Origin of the sequence: Flagellimonas sediminis (assembly GCF_010500845.1) — a bacterium.
Lineage (GTDB): Bacteria > Bacteroidota > Bacteroidia > Flavobacteriales > Flavobacteriaceae > Flagellimonas > Flagellimonas sediminis.
This window is the reverse complement of the sequence record NZ_JAAAMI010000003.1, coordinates 399136-419911: the sequence shown is the minus strand read 5'-3', so window position 1 is coordinate 419911 and position 20776 is coordinate 399136. Positions and strand designations below refer to the sequence as shown.

General features: G+C 44.0%; 17 protein-coding genes and 1 riboswitch. Of the genes, 4 read left to right on the top strand and 13 right to left on the bottom strand.

The annotated features are described in order from the left end of the window. Positions 1 to 6 precede the first annotated feature (6 nt). The 9 genes from GTK07_RS08795 to GTK07_RS08755 all read right to left on the bottom strand — a co-directional run bounded on the left by GTK07_RS08795 (position 7) and on the right by GTK07_RS08755 (position 8824). Positions 7 to 924, bottom strand: a complete 918-nt coding sequence (locus GTK07_RS08795) for a helix-turn-helix domain-containing protein (RefSeq protein ID WP_163634909.1) — start codon at positions 922 to 924, stop codon at positions 7 to 9. A gap of 87 nt (positions 925 to 1011) precedes the next feature. Further along, complete coding sequence (locus GTK07_RS08790; protein ID WP_163634908.1) at positions 1012 to 2073, bottom strand: NAD(P)/FAD-dependent oxidoreductase; 1062 nt, start codon at positions 2071 to 2073, stop codon at positions 1012 to 1014. Between the two features lie 71 nt (positions 2074 to 2144). Next, complete coding sequence (gene cobA / locus GTK07_RS08785) at positions 2145 to 2921, bottom strand: uroporphyrinogen-III C-methyltransferase (protein ID WP_203583763.1); 777 nt, start codon at positions 2919 to 2921, stop codon at positions 2145 to 2147. After that, positions 2914 to 5004 carry a HEPN domain-containing protein gene (locus GTK07_RS08780; RefSeq protein ID WP_163634906.1) on the bottom strand — a complete coding sequence of 697 codons (2091 nt, stop codon included), beginning with the start codon at positions 5002 to 5004 and terminating at the stop codon, positions 2914 to 2916. The genes cobA and GTK07_RS08780 overlap by 8 nt, the downstream gene beginning before the upstream one ends. 73 nt (positions 5005 to 5077) lie before the next feature. Continuing rightward, positions 5078 to 6325, bottom strand: a complete 1248-nt coding sequence (locus GTK07_RS08775) for a sulfate adenylyltransferase subunit 1 (RefSeq protein WP_163634905.1) — start codon at positions 6323 to 6325, stop codon at positions 5078 to 5080. A gap of 10 nt (positions 6326 to 6335) precedes the next feature. Then, positions 6336 to 7262 (bottom strand): sulfate adenylyltransferase subunit CysD, encoded by a 927-nt coding sequence (gene cysD / locus GTK07_RS08770; protein WP_163634975.1) that lies wholly within the window; start codon positions 7260 to 7262, stop codon positions 6336 to 6338. 77 nt (positions 7263 to 7339) lie between these two features. After that, positions 7340 to 7963, bottom strand: coding sequence for a phosphoadenosine phosphosulfate reductase domain-containing protein (locus tag GTK07_RS08765; protein ID WP_163634904.1), 624 nt, complete (start codon positions 7961 to 7963; stop codon positions 7340 to 7342). 11 nt (positions 7964 to 7974) lie between these two features. Continuing rightward, on the bottom strand, positions 7975 to 8238 hold the full coding sequence (locus GTK07_RS08760) for a DUF2061 domain-containing protein (RefSeq protein ID WP_163634903.1): 264 nt from the start codon (positions 8236 to 8238) through the stop codon (positions 7975 to 7977). Positions 8239 to 8416: 178 nt separating this feature from the next. Then, positions 8417 to 8824, bottom strand: coding sequence for an RrF2 family transcriptional regulator (locus tag GTK07_RS08755; protein ID WP_163634902.1), 408 nt, complete (start codon positions 8822 to 8824; stop codon positions 8417 to 8419). Positions 8825 to 8910: 86 nt separating this feature from the next. Here GTK07_RS08755 and GTK07_RS08750 point away from each other — a divergent pair, with 86 nt between their 5' ends. Beyond that, a complete protein-coding gene (locus tag GTK07_RS08750; protein ID WP_163634901.1) occupies positions 8911 to 9489 on the top strand; it encodes a hypothetical protein in 579 nt (192 codons plus the stop codon). An 8-nt stretch (positions 9490 to 9497) separates the two neighbouring features. On the opposite strand, the gene GTK07_RS08745 is transcribed toward GTK07_RS08750, so the two are convergent. The 4 genes from GTK07_RS08745 to metK all read right to left on the bottom strand — a co-directional run bounded on the left by GTK07_RS08745 (position 9498) and on the right by metK (position 17658). Then, positions 9498 to 10673, bottom strand: a complete 1176-nt coding sequence (locus tag GTK07_RS08745; protein WP_163634900.1) for a trans-sulfuration enzyme family protein — start codon at positions 10671 to 10673, stop codon at positions 9498 to 9500. Next, entirely contained in the window at positions 10670 to 14059 is a 3390-nt protein-coding gene (gene thrA, locus GTK07_RS08740; RefSeq protein ID WP_163634899.1) for a bifunctional aspartate kinase/homoserine dehydrogenase I, read from the bottom strand. Before thrA ends, GTK07_RS08745 begins: the two co-directional genes overlap by 4 nt. 77 nt (positions 14060 to 14136) lie before the next feature. Continuing rightward, positions 14137 to 14243: riboswitch (SAM riboswitch) on the bottom strand. A gap of 118 nt (positions 14244 to 14361) precedes the next feature. Continuing rightward, positions 14362 to 16296, bottom strand: a complete 1935-nt coding sequence (locus GTK07_RS08735) for a CocE/NonD family hydrolase (RefSeq protein ID WP_203583758.1) — start codon at positions 16294 to 16296, stop codon at positions 14362 to 14364. 108 nt (positions 16297 to 16404) lie between these two features. Then, on the bottom strand, positions 16405 to 17658 hold the full coding sequence (gene metK, locus GTK07_RS08730; protein ID WP_163634898.1) for a methionine adenosyltransferase: 1254 nt from the start codon (positions 17656 to 17658) through the stop codon (positions 16405 to 16407). Positions 17659 to 17961: 303 nt separating this feature from the next. Here metK and GTK07_RS08725 point away from each other — a divergent pair, with 303 nt between their 5' ends. From GTK07_RS08725 to GTK07_RS08715, 3 genes are all read left to right on the top strand, one after another. Beyond that, positions 17962 to 18576: a deoxynucleoside kinase gene (locus GTK07_RS08725; RefSeq protein WP_163634897.1), complete on the top strand. Its 615-nt coding sequence runs from the start codon at positions 17962 to 17964 to the stop codon at positions 18574 to 18576. 70 nt (positions 18577 to 18646) lie between these two features. After that, a complete protein-coding gene (locus GTK07_RS08720; RefSeq protein WP_163634896.1) occupies positions 18647 to 19924 on the top strand; it encodes a serine hydrolase domain-containing protein in 1278 nt (425 codons plus the stop codon). 138 nt (positions 19925 to 20062) lie between these two features. Continuing rightward, complete coding sequence (locus GTK07_RS08715; RefSeq protein ID WP_163634895.1) at positions 20063 to 20776, top strand: energy transducer TonB; 714 nt, start codon at positions 20063 to 20065, stop codon at positions 20774 to 20776.

Below are 20776 nucleotides of genomic sequence, written 5' to 3'. Positions count from 1 at the left end.
CAAAAATCAAATAGCGATACTTCCCCTATATTTTAATGGGGATGTTTTGGAAAACTTCTTGAAGAAATTGGAAAAGTGGGCCACTTCCTCAAATCCCAAACTGAAAGCAATTTCGGAAATGTTCCAATCCGTGTTGTTGAGCAAGATTTTGGCCTCTTCAAAAACACGGGCATGGATAATGGCCGTTGTGGTGCTTCCCGTAGTTTCTTTGAGCACCTTATTCAAATGGTTGGGGTGTACTGCCAATCGCTCAGCAAAATCGTTGGCCGTTTTCAAGACCAACCGTTGCGCGGGAGTATTGACAGGAAACTGACGCTCCAACAGTTCCACAAAAAGGTCAGTGATGCGGGTTGCGGCATTTTTGCCATTTTCCATAGGTTGTACCGGCTGCAACTTTTGACCGATATGCAATAGCTCCACTACATAAGCCCGAATCAAATCAAACTTGAAGGGATAATCCGATGATAACTCCCTGTCTATCTTATGAAAAAGTTGTTCTAACTCCACATAATCATCATCGGAAATATTGAAGATGGGAAACCCTCCTGGTTGGAAAAGCGGTAACGTCTCCAAAATGACCCCACTTTTATCCTTGGATAAAAAGTTCTCCGTGAATACACAAAAATACCCCGATTGGTTTTCATCCTGTGGTACATAATGATATGGGATTCTGGGTGATGCAAACAATAGGGCCTTATCAGCAATATCGATGACCTTATCAGCATATTCTGCCCTGTTCTTCCCGTTGATCAAACTGATCTTAAAATAAGATCGCCGATCATAACGCATCTCCCCTTCGTTCAGCTTGGCACGGTACTCATCGATCTTGAACACATTAAAATGCCCAATGTCCTTTCCAATGGTATCAGGAATGGGCAATTTCATTTTTCCATAAAAATCCCGCAAGGTGAACAATTCTTCCATGGTATTGTAAAATTCAAATATAGCGTAAAAACAAAAACACCCTCCAAAATTGCTTCTGGAAGGTGTTCTTGGAAAATATATATGATTTTAATTGATGCTCTGCACCACTTCTTTTTTGGCCTCTTTTTTAGAACCATCAAATCCTTCCACACCGCCAACGGTGGTATACTTCATCACGTAGCGTTTATCGGGATTGATGATCTGATAGGCAAATTGGCACATGACCGCCGCTTCATGGAATCCGGAAAGGATCAATTTCAATTTACCGGGATAGATGTTAACGTCCCCAATGGCGAATACCCCTGGAATGTTGGTCTGGTAATCCTTGGCATTGTTCACCTTGATGGCGTTCTTTTCAATTTCCAAGCCCCAATCCCCGATAGGTCCCAATTTGGGTGACAACCCGAACAATGGAATGAAGTAATCGGTTTCCACATAACTTTGCTCTTTGGTTTCATCGTTGTACTTGATCACCACGGCCTGAAGTTCCTCCTTACCATGGATTTCCTGTACTTCTGCTTCGGTATACAATTGAATCTTGCCCAATTTGGCCAATTCCCTTGCTTTTTCCACGGAATCCAACGCCCCGCGGAACTCATTCCTTCGGTGTACCAAAGAAACTTCGGAAGCTACATCGGCCAAGAAAATGGCCCAGTCCAATGCGGAATCCCCGCCACCGGAAATAACCACTTTTTTATCGCGGAACAATTCAGGATCTTTGATCATGTATTCCACTCCCTTGCTTTCGAATAGTTCAATATTGGGTATCAAGGGTTTTCTGGGTTCGAAGGATCCCAATCCACCTGCGATGACCACCACAGGAGCTTGGTGTTTGGTACCCTTGTTGGTGGTAACCACAAAAGAACCGTCCTCTTGTTTGTCCAAAGTTTCGGCACGTTCGCCCAAAGTGAATCCTGGTTCAAAAGGTTTGATCTGTTCCATCAATCGATCCACCAAGGCCCCGGCCAAAATTTCTGGATAGGCCGGAATATCATAGATCGGTTTTTTAGGATAAATTTCGGCACATTGACCACCCGGTTGTGGAAGTGCATCGATCAAATGGCATTTCAACTTTAACAAGCCCGCCTCAAAAACGGTGAACAACCCGGTTGGTCCCGCTCCAATTATAATGATGTCTGTTTTAATCATACTACTGCTTTTAATGAGCTTGGATATTCCCATCGACTTCGCTTAGGGGCCCCAGCTCTACCTGACAATTTTTAAACTTTAACTAGCGATTTTTTTCCCTTGTATTGATATTCACTTTGAATGTCCAATAATCTTTGGCGATGGTTTACCACCTCACCGATGATGATGATCGCAGGATTGGACAACTGCTGCTCCTTTGCCTTGTTCTCAATGGAAGCAACAGTTCCAATGCCTATTTTTTCGTGCTCCGTGGTCCCATTTTGGATGATAGCGACCGGAGTCCGCTCTTTTCCTTCTTGCTTGAAGAGTTCCATGATCTCTCCCAACTTGGACATTCCCATAAGGATGATGACTGTTGCGCTCGACTTGGCTGCCAAGGCCACATCATTGGAAAGTTTGTGTTCCTTGGTGGTACCCGTAATCACCCAAAAACTCTCGGCAGAACCTCTTTTGGTCACCGGAATGTTTTGGGATGCCGGAACCGATACCGAGGATGAAATTCCCGGAACCACGGCCACTTCAAGTCCCAATTCCGCAGCATATTCCATTTCTTCGGCTCCACGGCCAAATACAAATGGGTCGCCCCCTTTTAGCCGGACCACATGAAGGCCTTGATCGGCTCGTTGCACGATCAGTTCGTTGATCTGCTCCTGCTGGTAGGTATAACATCCTTTGCGTTTACCCACAAATATTTTTTCGGCTTGGGGAGCATAATCCAACAATGCTGCGGACACCAATGCATCATACAAAACCACGTCTGCAGCCTGCAAAGCCTTCACACCCTTTAGGGTGATCAAATCCACATCCCCGGGGCCTGCCCCTACCACTGTCAATTTTCCGTTACGCATGTTCCAACTCCAATTTTCTGTATGCCTCCAATCGTTCCAATACGGTTTTCGCATCTTTCACATAGCTTTTTGCAAAGACTTCGGAAGGCTCATTTTGGTTGAGTTGAAGAGCGAATTTTTCAAATCCACCTTCAAACTCAATTTTTCCTGTGGCCACATAGAGTTCATCAAAATCCTTGATGATACTCGCATGGGTATTCACTTTTTGTTTCTCCGCAGTCAACAATGCCTTGGCAGAGTTCACCATGGACTGATAGGAATAATAAATACTGGCCGCCCATTTTCCTTCTAGGATGGCCTCTTCGGCACTTTCTATCTTCTCTTGGCTTTCAAAGAACAGGGTAGCCACCAAGTCCACAATGACTCCGGCGCATTCGCCAACCCCGATTTCCTGAACATATTTTTCCTCGTTGCCCCAATCGATGAAATCTTCTTGGGTAAGGTTGTCCACATCGGTCAATGGTTTCAAGAAATCGTAGAAGTAAAGCTGTCCTTTTTCTTCATAATAGTCGGTGAAGTTTGCCCCGTTTCCATTGGCTTCGAAATCGTCCAAGATCAAACGGAGGGCTTGAGGACCTCTTTTACTTGGAATTTTGGCCACTTTGTCCGCGAACTTTCCGTTTCCGTTACCCATGTTTCCGCCGCCCAACAACACCTGAAGGGCAGGTGCTACCAATTTATCCTTGGTACGGATGGACATTCCTTGGAACCCGATGTGGGCCATGTTGTGTTGTCCACATGCGTTCATACAACCACTGATCTTGATCACCACATCAGCATTGTTGATGTATTGTGGGTATTCGGCTTTGATCACACGCTCCAACTCATCGGCGATACCGGTACTGCTGGCAATACCCAAATTACAGGTGTCGGTGCCAGGACATGCGGTAATGTCCAAAGCCTTGTTGTAGCCTGCTTCGGCAAAGCCCAATTTTTCAAGTTCTTGGTAGAAGAAAGGAACCAATTCCTCCTTCACGAAGGGTATCAAAATATTTTGACGTAGGGAGAGACGAATCTCGCCAGCTGCGTAGTTCTGCACCAAATGGGCCAATTCCCGTGCCTTATCGGTATAAAAATCACCCAACAATACCTTGATACCGATGGCCACATAGCCTTCTTGTTTTTGGGGCACCAAGTTGGTGGATTTCCACTGTTCAAATGCTTTAGCATCCTCAATTTCAACTTTGGGCGTTTCCACTTCGGCCACTTGTACCTGTGGATAGTTTTCAAAATCGATTGGATAGGATTGAATAGGAATGGCGGTCTGCTCTTCTTCCAATAATTGTTTGAAACCGTCCAAACCGATATCCTTCAACAAAAATTTCATCCTTGCCTTGGCCCTACTCTTGCGTTCTCCATAACGGTCGAACACACGAACCACGCCTTCCATCATTGGGATGATTTTATCCGTAGGCAAAAAGCTGTACAGTTCATCGGCATGGCGGGGTTGGGAGCCCAAACCACCGGCCAACATTACTTTGAACCCTCTTACCCCATTTTCAATTTTGGCGATAAAACCTAGATCATGCATGTAGGACAAGCCGGTATCGGCATCACTGGCGGAAAAGGAAACCTTGAATTTTCGTCCCATTTCCTGACCAATGGGGTTTCTTAAAAAGTATTCGAACAAGGCTTGGGCATAGGGAGAAACATCAAATGGCTCATCCACATCGATACCCGCTGTTTCACTTGCCGTAACATTCCGAACCGTATTTCCACAGGCTTCGCGAAGCGTTACTTGGTCTTTTTCCAACTCTGCCCACAGCTCAGGAGTACGCTCCAAATCCACATAGTGAATCTGAATGTCTTGACGTGTAGTGATGTGCAGACGACCACGGGAATATTCATCGGAAACGTCGGCTATGCGAAGCAACTGTTTGGAAGTGACTTTACCATAGGGCAATTTGATACGGATCATCTGTACCCCGGGTTGACGCTGGCCATAGACCCCACGTGCCAAACGAAGGCTTCGGAATTTTTCCTCATCGATGTTGCCATCCTTGAACTGGCGAATTTTTTTCTCCAAATCAATGATATCCTTTTCTACTACCGGGTTCTCTATTTCTGTTCTAAAACTTTTCATTATCCTATTTTTCCTATCACTTTTATAGGTTTATAATAAAAATCTTTCCTGTTGTTCAATTGGGCATTACCTGTTATTCTATGAAACCTACGCCTGCTGTATGATTCGTCCTGCTATCGATAATGATAAAGGAACCATTGGTGCGGTGCTCCTTGAACCTATCATAAAAAATGGGTTTGTTCAATCGTAAACGCACTTTGGCAATATCGTTCATATTAAGAGAGGACACATTTTCCTCGATACCTGAATAATCTGGGTGGATCTTATGGTCGATGGCATCTACTTTGGCCAAAGTTTTGTTGACACCATGTTGCAACACATACTTTCCACCAACGGTCAACTGATTGGAGTCCATCCAAGATATGGTTGCCGTCAATTGTTTGTCAATGATAGGAAGGTCTCCTACTTTCACCAACATGTCGCCACGGCTTACATTTACCTCATCTTCCAAAGTAATGGTCACCGAGGAACGACGTGGAGCGGTTTGGTATTCGGTATCGTAAAAATAAATGGCCTTGATCTTGGATCGGGTCATGGATGGCAACACCACCACTTCATCACCCACGCTCAACTCGCCACCATACACCTTCCCTGCAAATCCACGGAAATCATGGAATTCTTCGGTCTTTGGTCTAATGACATATTGTACCGGAAAACGGGGTGTTCCTACGTTGTAGATATCCTGAAGATCCAATTCTTCCAAATGCTCCAATAAGGTCTGGCCTGTGTACCAATCCATGTTTTGGGAACGGTTCACCACGTTGTCGCCCTTTAGGGCACTCACCGGAATGAAGGTGATCTTTTGATCTTGATAATCCCTTTTGCCCATCAATTCCTCAAAATCGGCCTTGATATCATTGTAGGCATCTTCGGAGAAATTCACCAAGTCCATTTTATTGATGGCCACGATCACATCCTTGATACGCAACAGGTTATTGATGAAAAAGTGCCTATTGGTCTGCTCTATGACCCCTTTTCGGGCATCGATCAAAATAATGGCCGCCTGCGAGGTGGAAGCTCCTGTAACCATGTTACGAGTATATTCCACATGCCCAGGGGTATCGGCTATAATGTAACTTTTGGTTGCCGTGGAGAAATAAATATGGGCCACATCTATGGTGATACCCTGCTCCCTTTCGGCCACCAGCCCATCCGTTGCCAGTGAAAAATCAAGGTAATCGTACCCCTTTTGTTTACTAGTTCGTTCAATGGCTTCCAATTTATCGTCGGTCAAGGATTTGGTGTCGTACAACAATCTTCCTATCAAGGTACTTTTGCCGTCGTCCACACTTCCTGCCGTTGCTATTTTTAATACTTCCATCTTCGTCTTCTTAAAAGTAACCTTGTTGTTTACGTTTTTCCATGGCTGCCTCGGAACGTTTGTCATCGATACGGGCCCCTCTTTCGGATATTTTGGAATCCCTGATTTCGGAAACTACTTTGTCGATGGTATCCGCGTACGATTCCACGGCTGCGGTGCAGCTCATATCCCCTACGGTACGGAATCGCACGATTCTTTCTTCCACTTTCTCATCCTCAGCCCTAAACACCACACCATCTTCTGCAGACCAAATCAGTCCGTCACGAAGGAAGGTATTTCTTTTGTGTGCGAAGTAAATGGACGGAATTTCAATATTTTCTTTTTGGATATAACTCCACACATCCAACTCAGTCCAGTTGCTGATCGGGAACACTCTCACGTTCTGGCCCATTTCTATCTGTCCGTTCAACATATCGAACAATTCCGGACGCTGGTTCTTTTCATCCCACTGGCCAAAATCATCACGAACGGAAAAAATACGTTCCTTGGCCCTGGCCTTTTCTTCATCACGTCTGGCCCCACCGATACAGGCATCGAACTTGAACTCCTCAATGGCATCCAACAAGGTTGTGGTCTGCAAAATGTTCCTACTGGCATACTTTCCTGTTTCTTCCACTACCTTTCCTTGGTCGATGGAATCCTGCACATTGCGAACAATAAGTTCCACACCTAATTCTTCTACCAATTTATCCCGAAACTCTATGGTTTCTGGAAAGTTGTGTCCTGTATCGATATGCATCAACGGAAAAGGAATCTTGGCAGGCCAAAATGCTTTTTGGGCCAATCGAACCAAGGTGATGGAATCCTTTCCGCCGGAAAACAACAACACAGGTCTTTCAAATTGTGCGGCCACTTCCCTTAAAATGTAAATGGCTTCATGCTCCAATGCATTGGCGTTGGGCCTTTCTGGGGCAGTAAGCGTAAATGGATTTTTAATTTCTTCTGCGAGTGTACTCAAAGCTTTTTATGTTTTAACCTCTCAACTGTGCTCGAGGTGACAATTCATATTATTTTTTAGGTATGCAAACCACATTCACGGTTTGCCAATACTTTTGTGGGATCAAAATACTTATGCTCATTGGGCAACCCATGTCCCTGCAAATAGGCATCCAATTGGGTATCGCTCCAATGATAGAACGGACTTACCTTAAGCACGCCATCCTTACTCATGCTCAACACGTCCAAGGAATCACGGTGGGCCGTCTGTCCTTTTCTAAGGTTGGTGAACCAAACATCGGGTTTGTGCTCTTCCATGGCCCTCCTGAACGGCTCTAACTTAACCTGCTCCGTGAACAGTTCGTGACGGGGATCATCAATCTGAGGAATGCCCATTACTGCATCACGATGTGCAGTGGTTTGTTTGGGCACATATAATTTGATGTTCAGGCCCAAACGGGCGATCAACTCTTCGGCATGCTTGTAGGTTTGAGGGGTATTGTAACCCGTATCGCACCAAATAACCGGAATATCTTTGTTGACCTCGGTCACCGCATGAAGGATGGCTACCTCATAAGGTCTAAAGTTGGTGGTCACCACGGATTTCTTTCCATGGCCAATGGCCCAAGAAATAATTTCTTCCGGCGGAATGCCCTTAAACTGGCGATTCAGATTCTGTATTTCAACTTGTGTCAATGCCATAACCGTTCTATTTATTTACCCCATTTGATGGAGTTCCAAACTCTTTCATGAAAAAAATACAAGACCATTTTGGTAACCAGTTCCACCATTCCGATGGAAAAAGCCAAGGTCAGGGTTCCGGTCACGATCCATGAAATAATGATGGTATCGATGGTACCCACAATCCTCCAACTAATGGATTTTGCTATGCTCCTTTTGGGGCTTTCGGACCTCAAATCCTTGGTATAGGAGGTTTCTTCTTTGCTATTCTTTATTACCAGTTGGTCTGTGATCATCTCAAAATTGTATTTCCTATCGACTTACTAGGGAATTCAAAAATAAAATTAAATTTTGAAACCACATATAAAAGCTATCTTAAAAATACTTTTATCCTATAGTTTTAGTAGATTATCGAATTTTAAAATATGATTTTGCCAGATTCTCATCAATATTGAATAAAAATATAGACGATTTTTAAAGTAGATCGGCCAAGGTATTGCTCCGGTATACATCCAAAGCACTATCCCGAACCTGAATCATCAATTTGTGAACGGAACAAGTGGCCTCATCTGGGCAATCCCCACATTTTTCGTAGAAGTTAAGGCTCACACAGGGTACCATGGCAATGGGTCCTTCCAACACCCGCATGACTGTGGTCATCGGAATTTCATGGGGTTCCTTGATCAGGTAATACCCCCCACCCTTTCCTTTTTTGGAACCCAAAAATCCATTTCTTCTGAGGGTAAGAAGAATGCTTTCCAAAAACTTTTGAGAAATGTTCTCTTGTTTGGCGATTTCCGCAATCTGAACAGGCTCTTTTCCCTTGACCCTGGCGAGGTAAGTAAGTGCCTTTAAACCGTATTTTGTCTTCTTGGAGAGCATTCTGCGAATTTAAAAATAAAAAGTCAACATATTTGTACTAACAACCAAACTGATTCGTTACCTGTTAAAGTACTCAACTTCACTAAATGAATAAAATATACTTTCTATTACTCATTGTAATCCTCTCAGCTTGTCAAACTAGTGAGGATATAGAATCAGTTTCTGAAGAAGTTTCAAGCCAATTGATTGGACCATGGGAACTTGTGGAAATCACATCCGAAGAAGGTAGAATTGGTTCATCTACCGCATCAGACCCTAATTACTTTGAAATTCTTTATACTGGAGAAGGCACAAATCTTGACACACAATTAACCTTTACCGAAAATCCAAATGCTTTGGATATTTCAGGAGAAGGCTTCTATTATGTGAGAGCCATTACCGAAGTTAGCGGAAATATTGAGATTTCAGGTGACCCTAAAATTGAAGAACAATGGACTTTTGCATATGACTTTCTCGCACCAGGTCGTGGTTGGAAAGTTGAGGAAGGAAAATTTATATTCGATCATGTAGAGGGAAGTTTAAGAGTGGATTACGGTCCAGAAATTCTAGAGTTGAACGAAACCGCCCTTAAACTTAAAATAAAGTACAATAAAGATTACCCTAAAACAGGTCTACATATCGGTCAAGAAACCTGTATTTTTTATTGCACATTACATAGAATATAAAAACAGTCCTATTCTTCCAAGGCCTGATCTATATCGGAAATGATATCATCAATATGTTCCAATCCAACTGAAATTCGGACCATGCCATCTGTAATCCCTACCGCTTCGCGCTCCACTTTGGACAGTTTGCTATGGGTTGTGGATGCCGGATGGGTAACGATACTACGTGAATCACCCAAATTGGCAGAAAGCGATAGCAACTCAATACTATCGAAGAATTTTCTACCGGCCTCCAATCCTCCTTTTACTTCAAAAGCTACTACACAACCACCGGCCTTCATCTGCTTTTTGGCCACCTCATACTGTGGATGCGATTTCAAGAACGGATATTTCACCCAGGCTATCTTCGGGTGATTTTCCAAAAAAGTGGCCAATTGCAGGGCGTTGGAACAATGTCTGTCCACACGAATGGCCAAGGTCTCCAAACTTCTGGACAAAACCCACGCATTGAAAGGGGAAAGTGCGGGACCCGTGATTCGTGAAAAACGGTACACCTTGTCCATCAACTCGTTGCTACCAACCGTGATACCCGCCAATACCCTTCCTTGTCCATCCATCAATTTGGTACCGGAATGGATAACCAAATCAGCTCCGAATTTGATGGGTTGTTGCAGATAGGGAGAAGCAAAACAATTGTCCACAATAAAAATGAGTCCATGCTTTTTTGCGATGTTGCCCAATACCTCAAGGTCCAACACATCCACCCCAGGGTTCGTTGGGGACTCAGCATAAAGAATCCTGGAAGTTGGTTGGATCAGATTCTCGATACTCTCCAAATCATTGGCATCAAAGAAACTGGTGGTGATATTCCATTTCGGAAAAAACTGGGTGAACAAGGTATGGGTTGAGCCAAAAATACTGCTCGATGAAATCACATGGTCCCCTGAATTCAACAAGGCCGCCAAAGTGGAATACACCGCCGCCATGCCCGAAGCAAAGGCAAAACCACTTTCTGCCCCTTCCATTTTGCATACTTTTTCAATGAACTCGGAGGAGTTGGGATTGGAGTATCTGGAATAAATATTCCTTTCCTTTTCTTCGGCGAACGAAGCCCTCATGTCCTCGGCATCCTCAAATACAAAACTGGAAGTCAAATAAATAGGACTGGAATGCTCCAAATATTGACTTCGCTCCATTTGCGTGCGGATCGCTTCTGTTTCAAACTGCTTTCTGTTATTGCTCATATCTTCTCTGCTATTCTTAATATATCACCAAATACACCCCTGGCGGTTACCGCGGCACCTGCTCCGGCACCTTGGATCACCAATGGGTTTTCTCCATAGGATTCTGTATAAATTTCGATAATGGAATCGGAACCTTTCACTTGCCCCAAAGCACTTTCTTTAGGAACTGATACCAATTTCACTTCCAATATCCCTTTGTCTTGTTGCAAATCGCCGTGCAAATCGCCAACATATCGCAACACATGCCCTAGCTTCTGTTGACTCTTGACATCAGTATAAACCGAATCCATTTCTTCAATTCGTCCCTTAAAATCATTAAAATCCAACGTCTGTAGTTCCTTTGGAATCAAATTCTGAATCTTGATATCCGAGAACTCGTTTTGCAGATCCAGTTCCCTGGCCAAGATCAATAATTTTCTTCCCACATCATTCCCTGATAGGTCCTCACGTGGATCCGGCTCTGTATACCCTTTGGCCATTGCTTCCTTCACAATATCAGAAAATTGGGCATCTTTCTCCGAAAAGGTATTGAAAATATAACTCAATGATCCTGAGAACACCCCTTTGATCCTCGTAATATTCTCTCCGGAAAGGTGAAGCAACTTAATGGTATCGATCAAGGGAAGCCCTGCCCCAACATTGGTTTCGTACAAATATTGCTTTTGATTGGCATCCAAGGATTTCCGAATGGATTTGTATCGTTCAAAGCTCAGGGTATTCGCAATCTTATTGGAGGAAACCAAATCAAAACCATGCTTGATGAACGGTTCGTAATTCTCCACAAAGGCGCTGCTGGCCGTGTTGTCGACCGCTATCAAGTTTTCCAAATGGTGTTGCTTGGCAAATGCAATAATGTCGGCAATCTGATAGGGTTTTCCCTCTTTTTCCAAACGTACTTTCCAATCGGCACCAATCCCAGAGGCATCCAACAATACTTTTCTGGAATTGGCCACAGCAAATACCCGAAGATCAATCCCTTTCCTGGCCTCAATGTTTTTTTCAGAACCCAAGATCTGATCGATCAAGGTGCCACCTACATTTCCATGTCCGAACAAAGCCAAATTGATGCGTTTAGCAATACCGAAAATCTGTCCGTGCACCACATTCACCGCTTTGGTCAAATCGGATTTGCGCACGACCATGCTCACGTTCTTTCCAGTGACCGTATTGTTGAAAAGCAATGGCACCACTTGGTTCTTCGCCAAGGCATTGAAGGGTTTGTGGAAACTGCTCAAATCCATCCCCACAATGGAAATGACCGAAACATCTTTTACCACAGTGATTTGGTTGATATCCTGGGAAGAGTAATCCGTTTCAAATTCGAGATCCAGTAATTTTTTGGCCTTGTCCGCTTTGGAAGCATCCACTACCAGACCAATACCTCTCTCGGATGATCCCTGTGAAATGATTCCCACACTGATGTCGTTCTGGCCCAAGGCCCTAAAAATCCGCATATCGACACCAACTTTGCCCAAAAGACCTCTTCCTTCTAGATTGATAAGCGCCATATTGTCCAACACCGAAAGGGATTTGATTCCCCCATTATCCGTTTTTGGACCGATCAGGGTACCTTCGTTATCATCGTTGAACGTATTGCAGATACGGAGTGGGATATTTTTCTCTATCAATGGGATAATAGTCTTCGCATGCAAAATATTGGCCCCGAAATTGGCCAGCTCATTCGCCTCGCTATACGAAATCACATCGATTAATTTGGCATCCTTCACCAACTCTGGATTGGCAGTGAAAATACCATCCACATGGGTATAGTTGATCAATTCCCCGGCATCCAAGAAATTGGCCAGAAGGGCAGCGGAATAATTGCTTCCATTTCTTCCCAAAGTGGTAGTGGCCCCATCACTGGTAGATCCGATAAAACCGGTGACCACGGCAATGGTATCTGCTTTTAATTGATGAAAATAACGGATTACATTTTCTTTGGATGCCCCTTGGTCCACCTCCGCGTTGCTAAACGTATCATCGGTCTTTATCAATTTACGGGAATCGAAGAGTTCGGCCTTCAAACCGGTTTGGTTCAAAAGTGATGTTACTACTTTGGCCGAAATCAACTCACCGAAGGATAGAATTTCATCTTTGGTCTTTAAACTATAGTCGCCAGTCAAGGAAACCCCATTCAAGATTCGTTCAATAGTATTGAGTTCATCTTGAATATCGACTCCCTTGAAATCATTTTTCTGATAGATGGCAAAACTCTCCAAATCTTCCTTGAAGTCTTCACCCCTAGCCGCTTTTTCCAACAAACTTTCCAGTTCGTCCGTGGCTTTTCCGCGAGCGGAAACCACCACGGCAAAGTGTTCGTTGGCTTTGGCCCGTTTGGTGATGATTTTCAACACGCGTTTGATTCCTTCGCCATTGGCAAGGGATTTCCCCCCAAACTTCAATACCTTGATCCTCTCTGTCTTTCCATTTTTCTGGAAGACCGTCTCCAACAGTTTTTCCAACTGTTCAAACTCCATCAAAAAAGCATCGTGGCCGTGGAGTGACTGCACTTCACCATAGGTGACATTGGCATTGGCCCTAGCCAAGCGTTTGAAGGTCTCGCGGTTTTCTTCAGCAGTAAAAAAGAGATCGGAATTGACCCCGATGATATGGATCTTGGTATCGCTTTCCTGCAAAACCTTAAAAGCATCATCCCCGTTACGGGTAATGTCGATGGTCTTCAACAATTGGTTCATCAACTTGTAGGCGGACAATTGAAAACGCTCCTGCAATTTCTTGCCATGGTGCATCAACCAACTCTCTACATTGAACACCTGAAGCTCCTCGTTGGTACTCCGCTTAAACCGTTCCTTGAACGACTCCGGGGTGCGGTAACACAACATGGCGTGCATACGGGCATCATGTACGGGCTGTTTGGAATTGACCAAGAACTGTTCTTGGATCTGGCAGTTGGCAATAAGCCAGTCCGTGGATTTCCAGTCGGATGCAACTGCCACCAAATGTTCTGTTATATTCGGATTCAAAGCGGTCATTTCCCAAGCGATCCCACCACCCAAGGAACCTCCGATGATGGCGTACAATTTAGAGATTTCCAGTTGTTGCAACCCCAAAAGAAAGATCTTGGCAATATCGCCCGCAACAAAATCCTTATAGTTTTCGATTACAAAACCATCATAGCCGTTCCCTGGAATGTTGAACGCCAAAATGGTGTATTGATCGGTATTGATACATTTTCCTTCCCCGATCAGATCGGACCACCAGCCTTGTTCCCCGGCCACATTGGAATTACCGGTAAGGGCGTGGTTCACCAGAACAATGGGCGCCGAATGAAGGGGCTGCCCGAACAATTGATAGGACAATTGCAGGTCCTGAACCGATCCATTGATCGTTGTAAAATTTTCTATGGCCAAATGCCTTATATCCATAATGCAATATGTGACCCAATGGGTCAAGATTTAATAAATAATATGGTTATAAGAAAGAGGGGCAGAAACTACCTGTTGCGTTATCTATTCCCAATGGGATAGAATGTAGCACCTTCATGACCATAGAAGTCAAGGGTTGCTAAGGCTTCATCGGGTCTATTCCCTCCACCTTTCTTGATAACTTTTCAATACGTGTTTGAACTTCGAGGGACAAATATACTGATGGAAAGATGGATTTTCCTAATCTTTTGGAAAATTTTCATCAAAGATGTCCCTTTGGTCCAGATCCAATCTCTTTTGAACTATTTCAAAATGGTAAACTCAATATTCGAATCCGTGAAAACGGTATGCGTCTGTGTTTTGAAATCAGATTCGTCCGCCTTGAAGATATTGTCCACATACGTCTGCGGATTTAAATCGATGAGTGGGAACCAAGTGCTCTGTACCTGAACCTGTAACCTATGCCCTTTCTTAAAGGTATGGAACACATCCTGAAGTTTGATATCCACTTCAGTCTTTTGGTTGGGCACAAATGGTTCTGGGTTGGAAAAACTGTTTCGGAACCGGCCACGCATCACCTCGCTACGCACCATCAAATGATAGTTGCTCATCTTTAGATGGTCCTGCATTTCTTCATTGGTCTCGGTATCTGCTGGGTGAACGTCAATCACCTTTACGATCCAGTCGGCCGCTGTACCTGTAGTGGCCACCTTCAAATTGGCCAAAATATCCCCTGCCAAGGTCAAATCTTCCGTCAAAGGTTCTGTTTCAAAAACCAATACGTCGGAACGGCGGGCCGCAAAACGCTGGTCATCCGTCATATATTTTCTTGGTGTGAACACGGTTTTGATGTCCTCGGAATATGGCACCGGTTTTTTAATGTCGCTAATGAACTGGATCCCTGTTGTTGATTTAGGCTCCGAAGTCAATTCCTGGTCTTCGGAAAGGTACATGGTCTGTTTGGAAGCATTGGCTGGTGGCCAGCTATCGTATTGCTTCCATTCTTTTCTACCCGTATCAAAAACATACGCTTCCGGCAGACCTGAATTTGGACTTCCGTCACCCTTTAAAAAGTGATTGAAGAATTTGGTTTCAATGTCTTTCTGGAAAAACAACGAAATGGAATCGCCAAAATAGTAGTTACCTACAACGTTCCTTACCTGATCTCTTGCCCAGCCCCCATGGTCCCACGGACCGAAAACCATGGTATTGTAGTTGTCCTCGTTGTATTTTTCAATGTTCTTGTAGGTTTCCAATGGCCCGGATAGATCTTCCGCATCGAACCAGCCTCCCACGATCATGGTGGCCACGCTGCTCTTCACATCTTTCAAGTGTTGGATAAGGCCCTTACTCTGCCACATTGCATCATAATTGGGATGGTCCTTCAACTCGTTCCAAAAATAATCATCGGTAACCCCTTCTGGTCGCATGGTGGGCGTATCGGCGGTATCGTATTCAAAAAAGTGGTCCAAGTTCTTTAATGGACCGGCGTCCAAAAAGAACTGATATTGATCTTCGGTTGGCAGACTTGGCAACGTATACCAAGCTGTATCAATCGGTTGGTCCCCGTTTGGCCTTGGGGTGCCGAACAAGGAAGTGGCCCTAAAATAACTCAACAAATAGGCTCCGTTGTGATGGAAATCATCAAAAAAGAAATCCCCGATACACGCTTGTGGAGACGCTGCCTTTAAGGCTGGGTGCGCATCTATGGTGGCATAAGTGGCATAAAAACCAGGATACGAAATACCCCATACGCCAACATTTCCATTGTTGTTTTCCACATTGTTCACCAACCAATCAATGGTGTCATAGGTATCGGAACTTTCATCCACTTGGTCATTGGACGTTTTGTTGGGAATGTAGGCCCTCATGTTTTCATAATGTCCTTCACTGAGCCAACGTCCACGTACATCTTGGTAAACGATGATGTTCCCTTCCTTCATCAGATGTTCGTTGGGTCCTATCTTGGTTCTAAAATTACCCTCTCCATAGGGCTGCGAGCTATACGGAGTGCGTTGCATCAGGATTGGATATTTTTGGGAAGTGTCCTTCGGGGAATAGATGGTGGTATGCAACTTAACGCCGTCGCGCATGACAATGTCCACTTCCTTTTTGGTATAATGATCGGCAACATAGGTATCTACCGCTTTTTCTTCGGTCTTTACCGTTTTTTTACAACTGACCGCCAACATTAAAAAACCAAGGCTCAAGAACAGGATCCTAAAAGAACTTTTCATGCTTTTTCAAATTTGATCCCTAAAGCTACTAAAGTTAGCTGGGTACGACAATAAAAAAAGGAGCCTTGATCAAGGCTCCTTATCTATTTTTAAACTGATGTTGAACTTTTAAAGGCTAAATGCAGCTTTCACTTTGTCCACCATATCCAATTTTTCCCAAGTGAAGAGCTCCACTTTTTTCTCGATCCTTCCATTGTAGGGAGACTCGAAAACCTTGGTCAAGGTTTGGGGCTCCTTACCCAAATGGCCATAGGCAGCCGTTTCCAAATAAATGGGGTTTCTCAGTTTGAGTCGCTCCTCAATGGCAAAGGGTCGCATATCGAATAGTTCCGCGGCTTTCTTTGCAATCTCGCCATCGCTCATCTTAACATTGGATGAACCATAGGTTTCCACAAAAATGGATGTGGGCTCCACCACCCCGATGGCATAGCTCACCTGCACCAGAATTTCATCTGCCACCCCTGCTGCAACAAGGTTTTTGGCCATGTGGCGTGCAGCATAAGCGGCACTGCGGTCTACCTTACTCGGGTCCTTTCCACTAAAAGCACCTCCACCATGGGCACCTTTACCTCCATACGTATCCACAATGATCTTTCTACCCGTTAATCCGGTATCCCCGTGTGGGCCACCAATCACAAACTTCCCGGTTGGGTTAATGTGATATTTGATTTGGTCGTTGAAGAGTTTCTGGATATCCGCTGGTAAAAGATTCTTTACCTCTGGAATAAGAATATTGATGATATCCTTCTTGATTTGGGCCAGCATGACCTCATCTTCTGCAAAATCATCATGTTGGGTAGAAACCACAATGGTATCAATACGCTGTGGCACGTTATCATCGGAATATTCAATGGTCACCTGGGATTTGGCATCGGGTCTCAAATAGGAAATTCTAGTACCTTCCCTGCGCAAATCGGCAAGCACTTGTAAAATCTTGTGCGATATATCCAAGGCCAATGGCATATAATTGGCTGTTTCCTTGGTGGCATATCCGAACATCATTCCTTGGTCCCCGGCACCTTGCTCTTCCTTGCTGCCGCGATCTACTCCTTGGTTAATGTCCTGTGATTGTTCGTGGATCAAGGAAATAACCCCGCAAGAATCGCCACTGAACTTGTATTCACCTTTGGTGTAGCCAATATTGTTGATCACTTCCCTCGCAATGCTCTGAAGGTCTACATAGGTATGGCTCTTCACCTCCCCGGCTAACACTACCTGACCGGTGGTCACCAAGGTCTCGCAGGCTACTTTGCTCTCTGGGTCAAAGGCCAAAAAATTATCCAAAAGGGCATCGCTGATCTGATCCGCAATCTTATCCGGGTGTCCTTCACTAACAGATTCTGATGTAAATAAATATGGCATTGTATTACTTTATGGGAAGGCTTTGACGAAGGAACCCTAAGGCGTTTACATCTCACGGGAGATGCCTGAAGTGCATTCAGAATAAACTGCTTTAGCATTTTTTAGAGGTTGCAATCAGTCAAATCTTTCCTCGTTCGATGAGCAAAAGTACATATTTGAAACATATTTCAAAACTTTGTTTTATACGGCAGTGAACTATCGCCATTTCAACCAGTTTTTTTTCGTCAAGTAGATATACTTTGTATATTGCGGCGATTAGAATTTCCCTGATCAACAAACACCAACTTAAAACACAATCACCCTATGCATATTGCGGTAGCAGGCAACATTGGCGCCGGAAAGACCACATTAACCAACTTACTTGCAAAACATTACAAGTGGGAAGCCCATTTTGAGGACGTAGTGGACAATCCGTATTTGGACGACTTTTACACCCAAATGGAGCGTTGGAGCTTTAACCTGCAGATCTACTTTTTGAACAGTAGGTACCGCCAGATCCTGCGGATAAGGGAAACCGGTAAAAATGTGATCCAGGATCGTACCATTTACGAGGATGCCCATATTTTTGCCCCCAACCTGCATGCCATGGGACTGATGACCAACCGTGATTACGAAAACTACCGTAGCCTTTTCGAATTGATGGAAAGTTTGGTACAACCACCCGATCTGTTGATCTATCTGCGCAGTTCCATTCCCAATTTGGTGAACCAGATCCACAAGCGTGGCAGGGATTATGAAAATTCCATTTCCATTGATTACCTCAGTCGATTGAACGAACGTTACGAGGCTTGGGCCAACACCTATGAAAAAGGGAAATTGCTCATTTTTGATGTGGATAACCTCGATTTTGTGGCGGAACCAGAAGACCTCGGGGTGGTGATCAACCGCATAGATGCGGAGATCCACGGGTTGTTTTAAAAGCAATCTTTCATTACATCCAAATAACTTGGGTTACCAAACATTTGTATCTTAATCAAAATTTATTCCAATGAAAATTGATCGACTTCTCAAATGTTCCACAATTCTTCTAGGCCTACTTTTATATTTACATGCAGGTGCCCAAGAACTCACAAAAGTTGCGCCCGAAGAAGTGGGAATGTCATCAGAACGACTGGATGTAATGACCCGCACATTTCAAGATTATATTGACAAAGATAAGCTACCAGGTGCAGTAATTCTTGTTGCCCGAAAAGGAAAAATAGCCTACTTCGAGTCCTTTGGCAAAAATGATATTGCACGTGAAATTCCCATGACAAATAGTTCCATCTTTAGAATTGCCTCGCAGACCAAGGCCATTGTAAGTGTTGGAATCATGATCCTTCAAGAACAAGGGAAACTTTTGATTTCGGATCCCGTTGGCAAATACATCCCAGCCTTTATGGAAACAAAGGTTGCCGTAGCCAAGGAAGACGGCACTTACGAGGTGGTAAAAAGCAATAGGCCCATAACCATCAGAGATTTATTGACCCACACTTCTGGAGTTTCCTATGGTGAAGGTATTGCCGCGGACCAATGGAAAAAAGCCAAAATCCAAGGATGGTATTTTGCTGATCGGGAAGAACCTATTTTGGCAACCGTTACGAGAATGGCCGGACTACCTTTCGAATCGCAGCCAGGGGAACAATTTGTGTATGGCTACAACACCGATATACTAGGAGCACTAATCGAAGTTGTATCAGGCAAACCATTGGATATTTTTCTGCAGGAAAACATAATCGGGCCATTGGGAATGGCCAACACCCATTTTTATTTACCTAAAGAAAAAAGAGATCGTTTGGCTGTTGTGTATTCTCCCAAAGACAATGGATTGGAACGCGCTCCAGAACAAGGTGGAATGGTGGGTCAAGGGGCCTATGTGGATGGACCCCGAAAGAGTTTTTCAGGCGGCGCAGGCCTTTTGAGCACATCATTGGACTATACCAAATTCCTTCAAATGATGCTAAATGGTGGCATCTTTAACGGAAAACGAATTTTATCTCCAAAAACCGTTGAATTGATGACGGTCAACCATTTGGGTGATGCATCATTCCCTTGGGTTGGCGGAACCGGATTCGGCCTAGGCTTTTCCGTTGTTGAAGATTTAGGGGATAGGGGCACTCCCGGAACTGTCGGTGAATATGGTTGGGGAGGTGCCTATCATTCAACGTATTGGGTAGACCCTAAAGAAGAATTAACCGTAGTGTATTTCACCCAATTGATTCCTTCAGGTGACATTGACGACCATGGAAAATTGCGGTCTTTGGTTTATCAAGCCATCGTGGATTAAAACAAAAATCCATTTCCCTCACCCAAACGACCCGTTCCCTCATTCCTATTTTTAATAGGTTGATTTTCAAACTAGTTTAGGATTCAGATTACATCCATAACTATTAACTACGCCCTTGTGGCAAAAAATTTGAAAATCATGGAACCAAAGAAAAACCCACAATTAGATCTGAAAAGGAACAGCAAACTCTATTTTTCCATAGGGATGACCTGTGTTCTCCTACTCGCCTATATGGCCTTGGAATGGAAAAGCTACGACAAAATCTCCGAATGGGACATTGGACTAAATGATCCCAATTTACTGCCGCCAGAGGAAGTACCTATTACCATTCAAAAAATGGAACTTCCGAAACCTAAAATCCAAACCCCACCGGAAATCAAGATAGCCGATGACGAAGAAAAGATTGAAGAATCTGTTATTGAAGCAGAAGATACCAATCAGGATACTGAAATAGTAGATGTTGAAGACATTGAGGTTGCAGATGATGACATCCCAGATACAGTGCCTTTCATTACCATTGAAAACGCGCCTGTTTTCCCAGGTTGCGAAAATGAACCCGATGAAAAGGCAAAAAAAGCCTGTTTTCAGGAAATGATGCTCAAACACATCAACAAGACCATCCGTTATCCTGAATTGGCACAAGAAATGGGTTTACAAGGTAGGGTAAGTGTGGTTTTTACCGTTCAGAAAGATGGCAGCATCGGTGACGTAAAACTGCGTGGTCCTCATGAAAGTTTGGAAAAAGAAGCTGGTCGTATCATTTCAAAATTGCCCAAAATGACTCCCGGAAAACAGCGGGGTACACCAGTAAAGGTTCCCTATGCCATTCCGATTACTTTTAAATTGAATTAA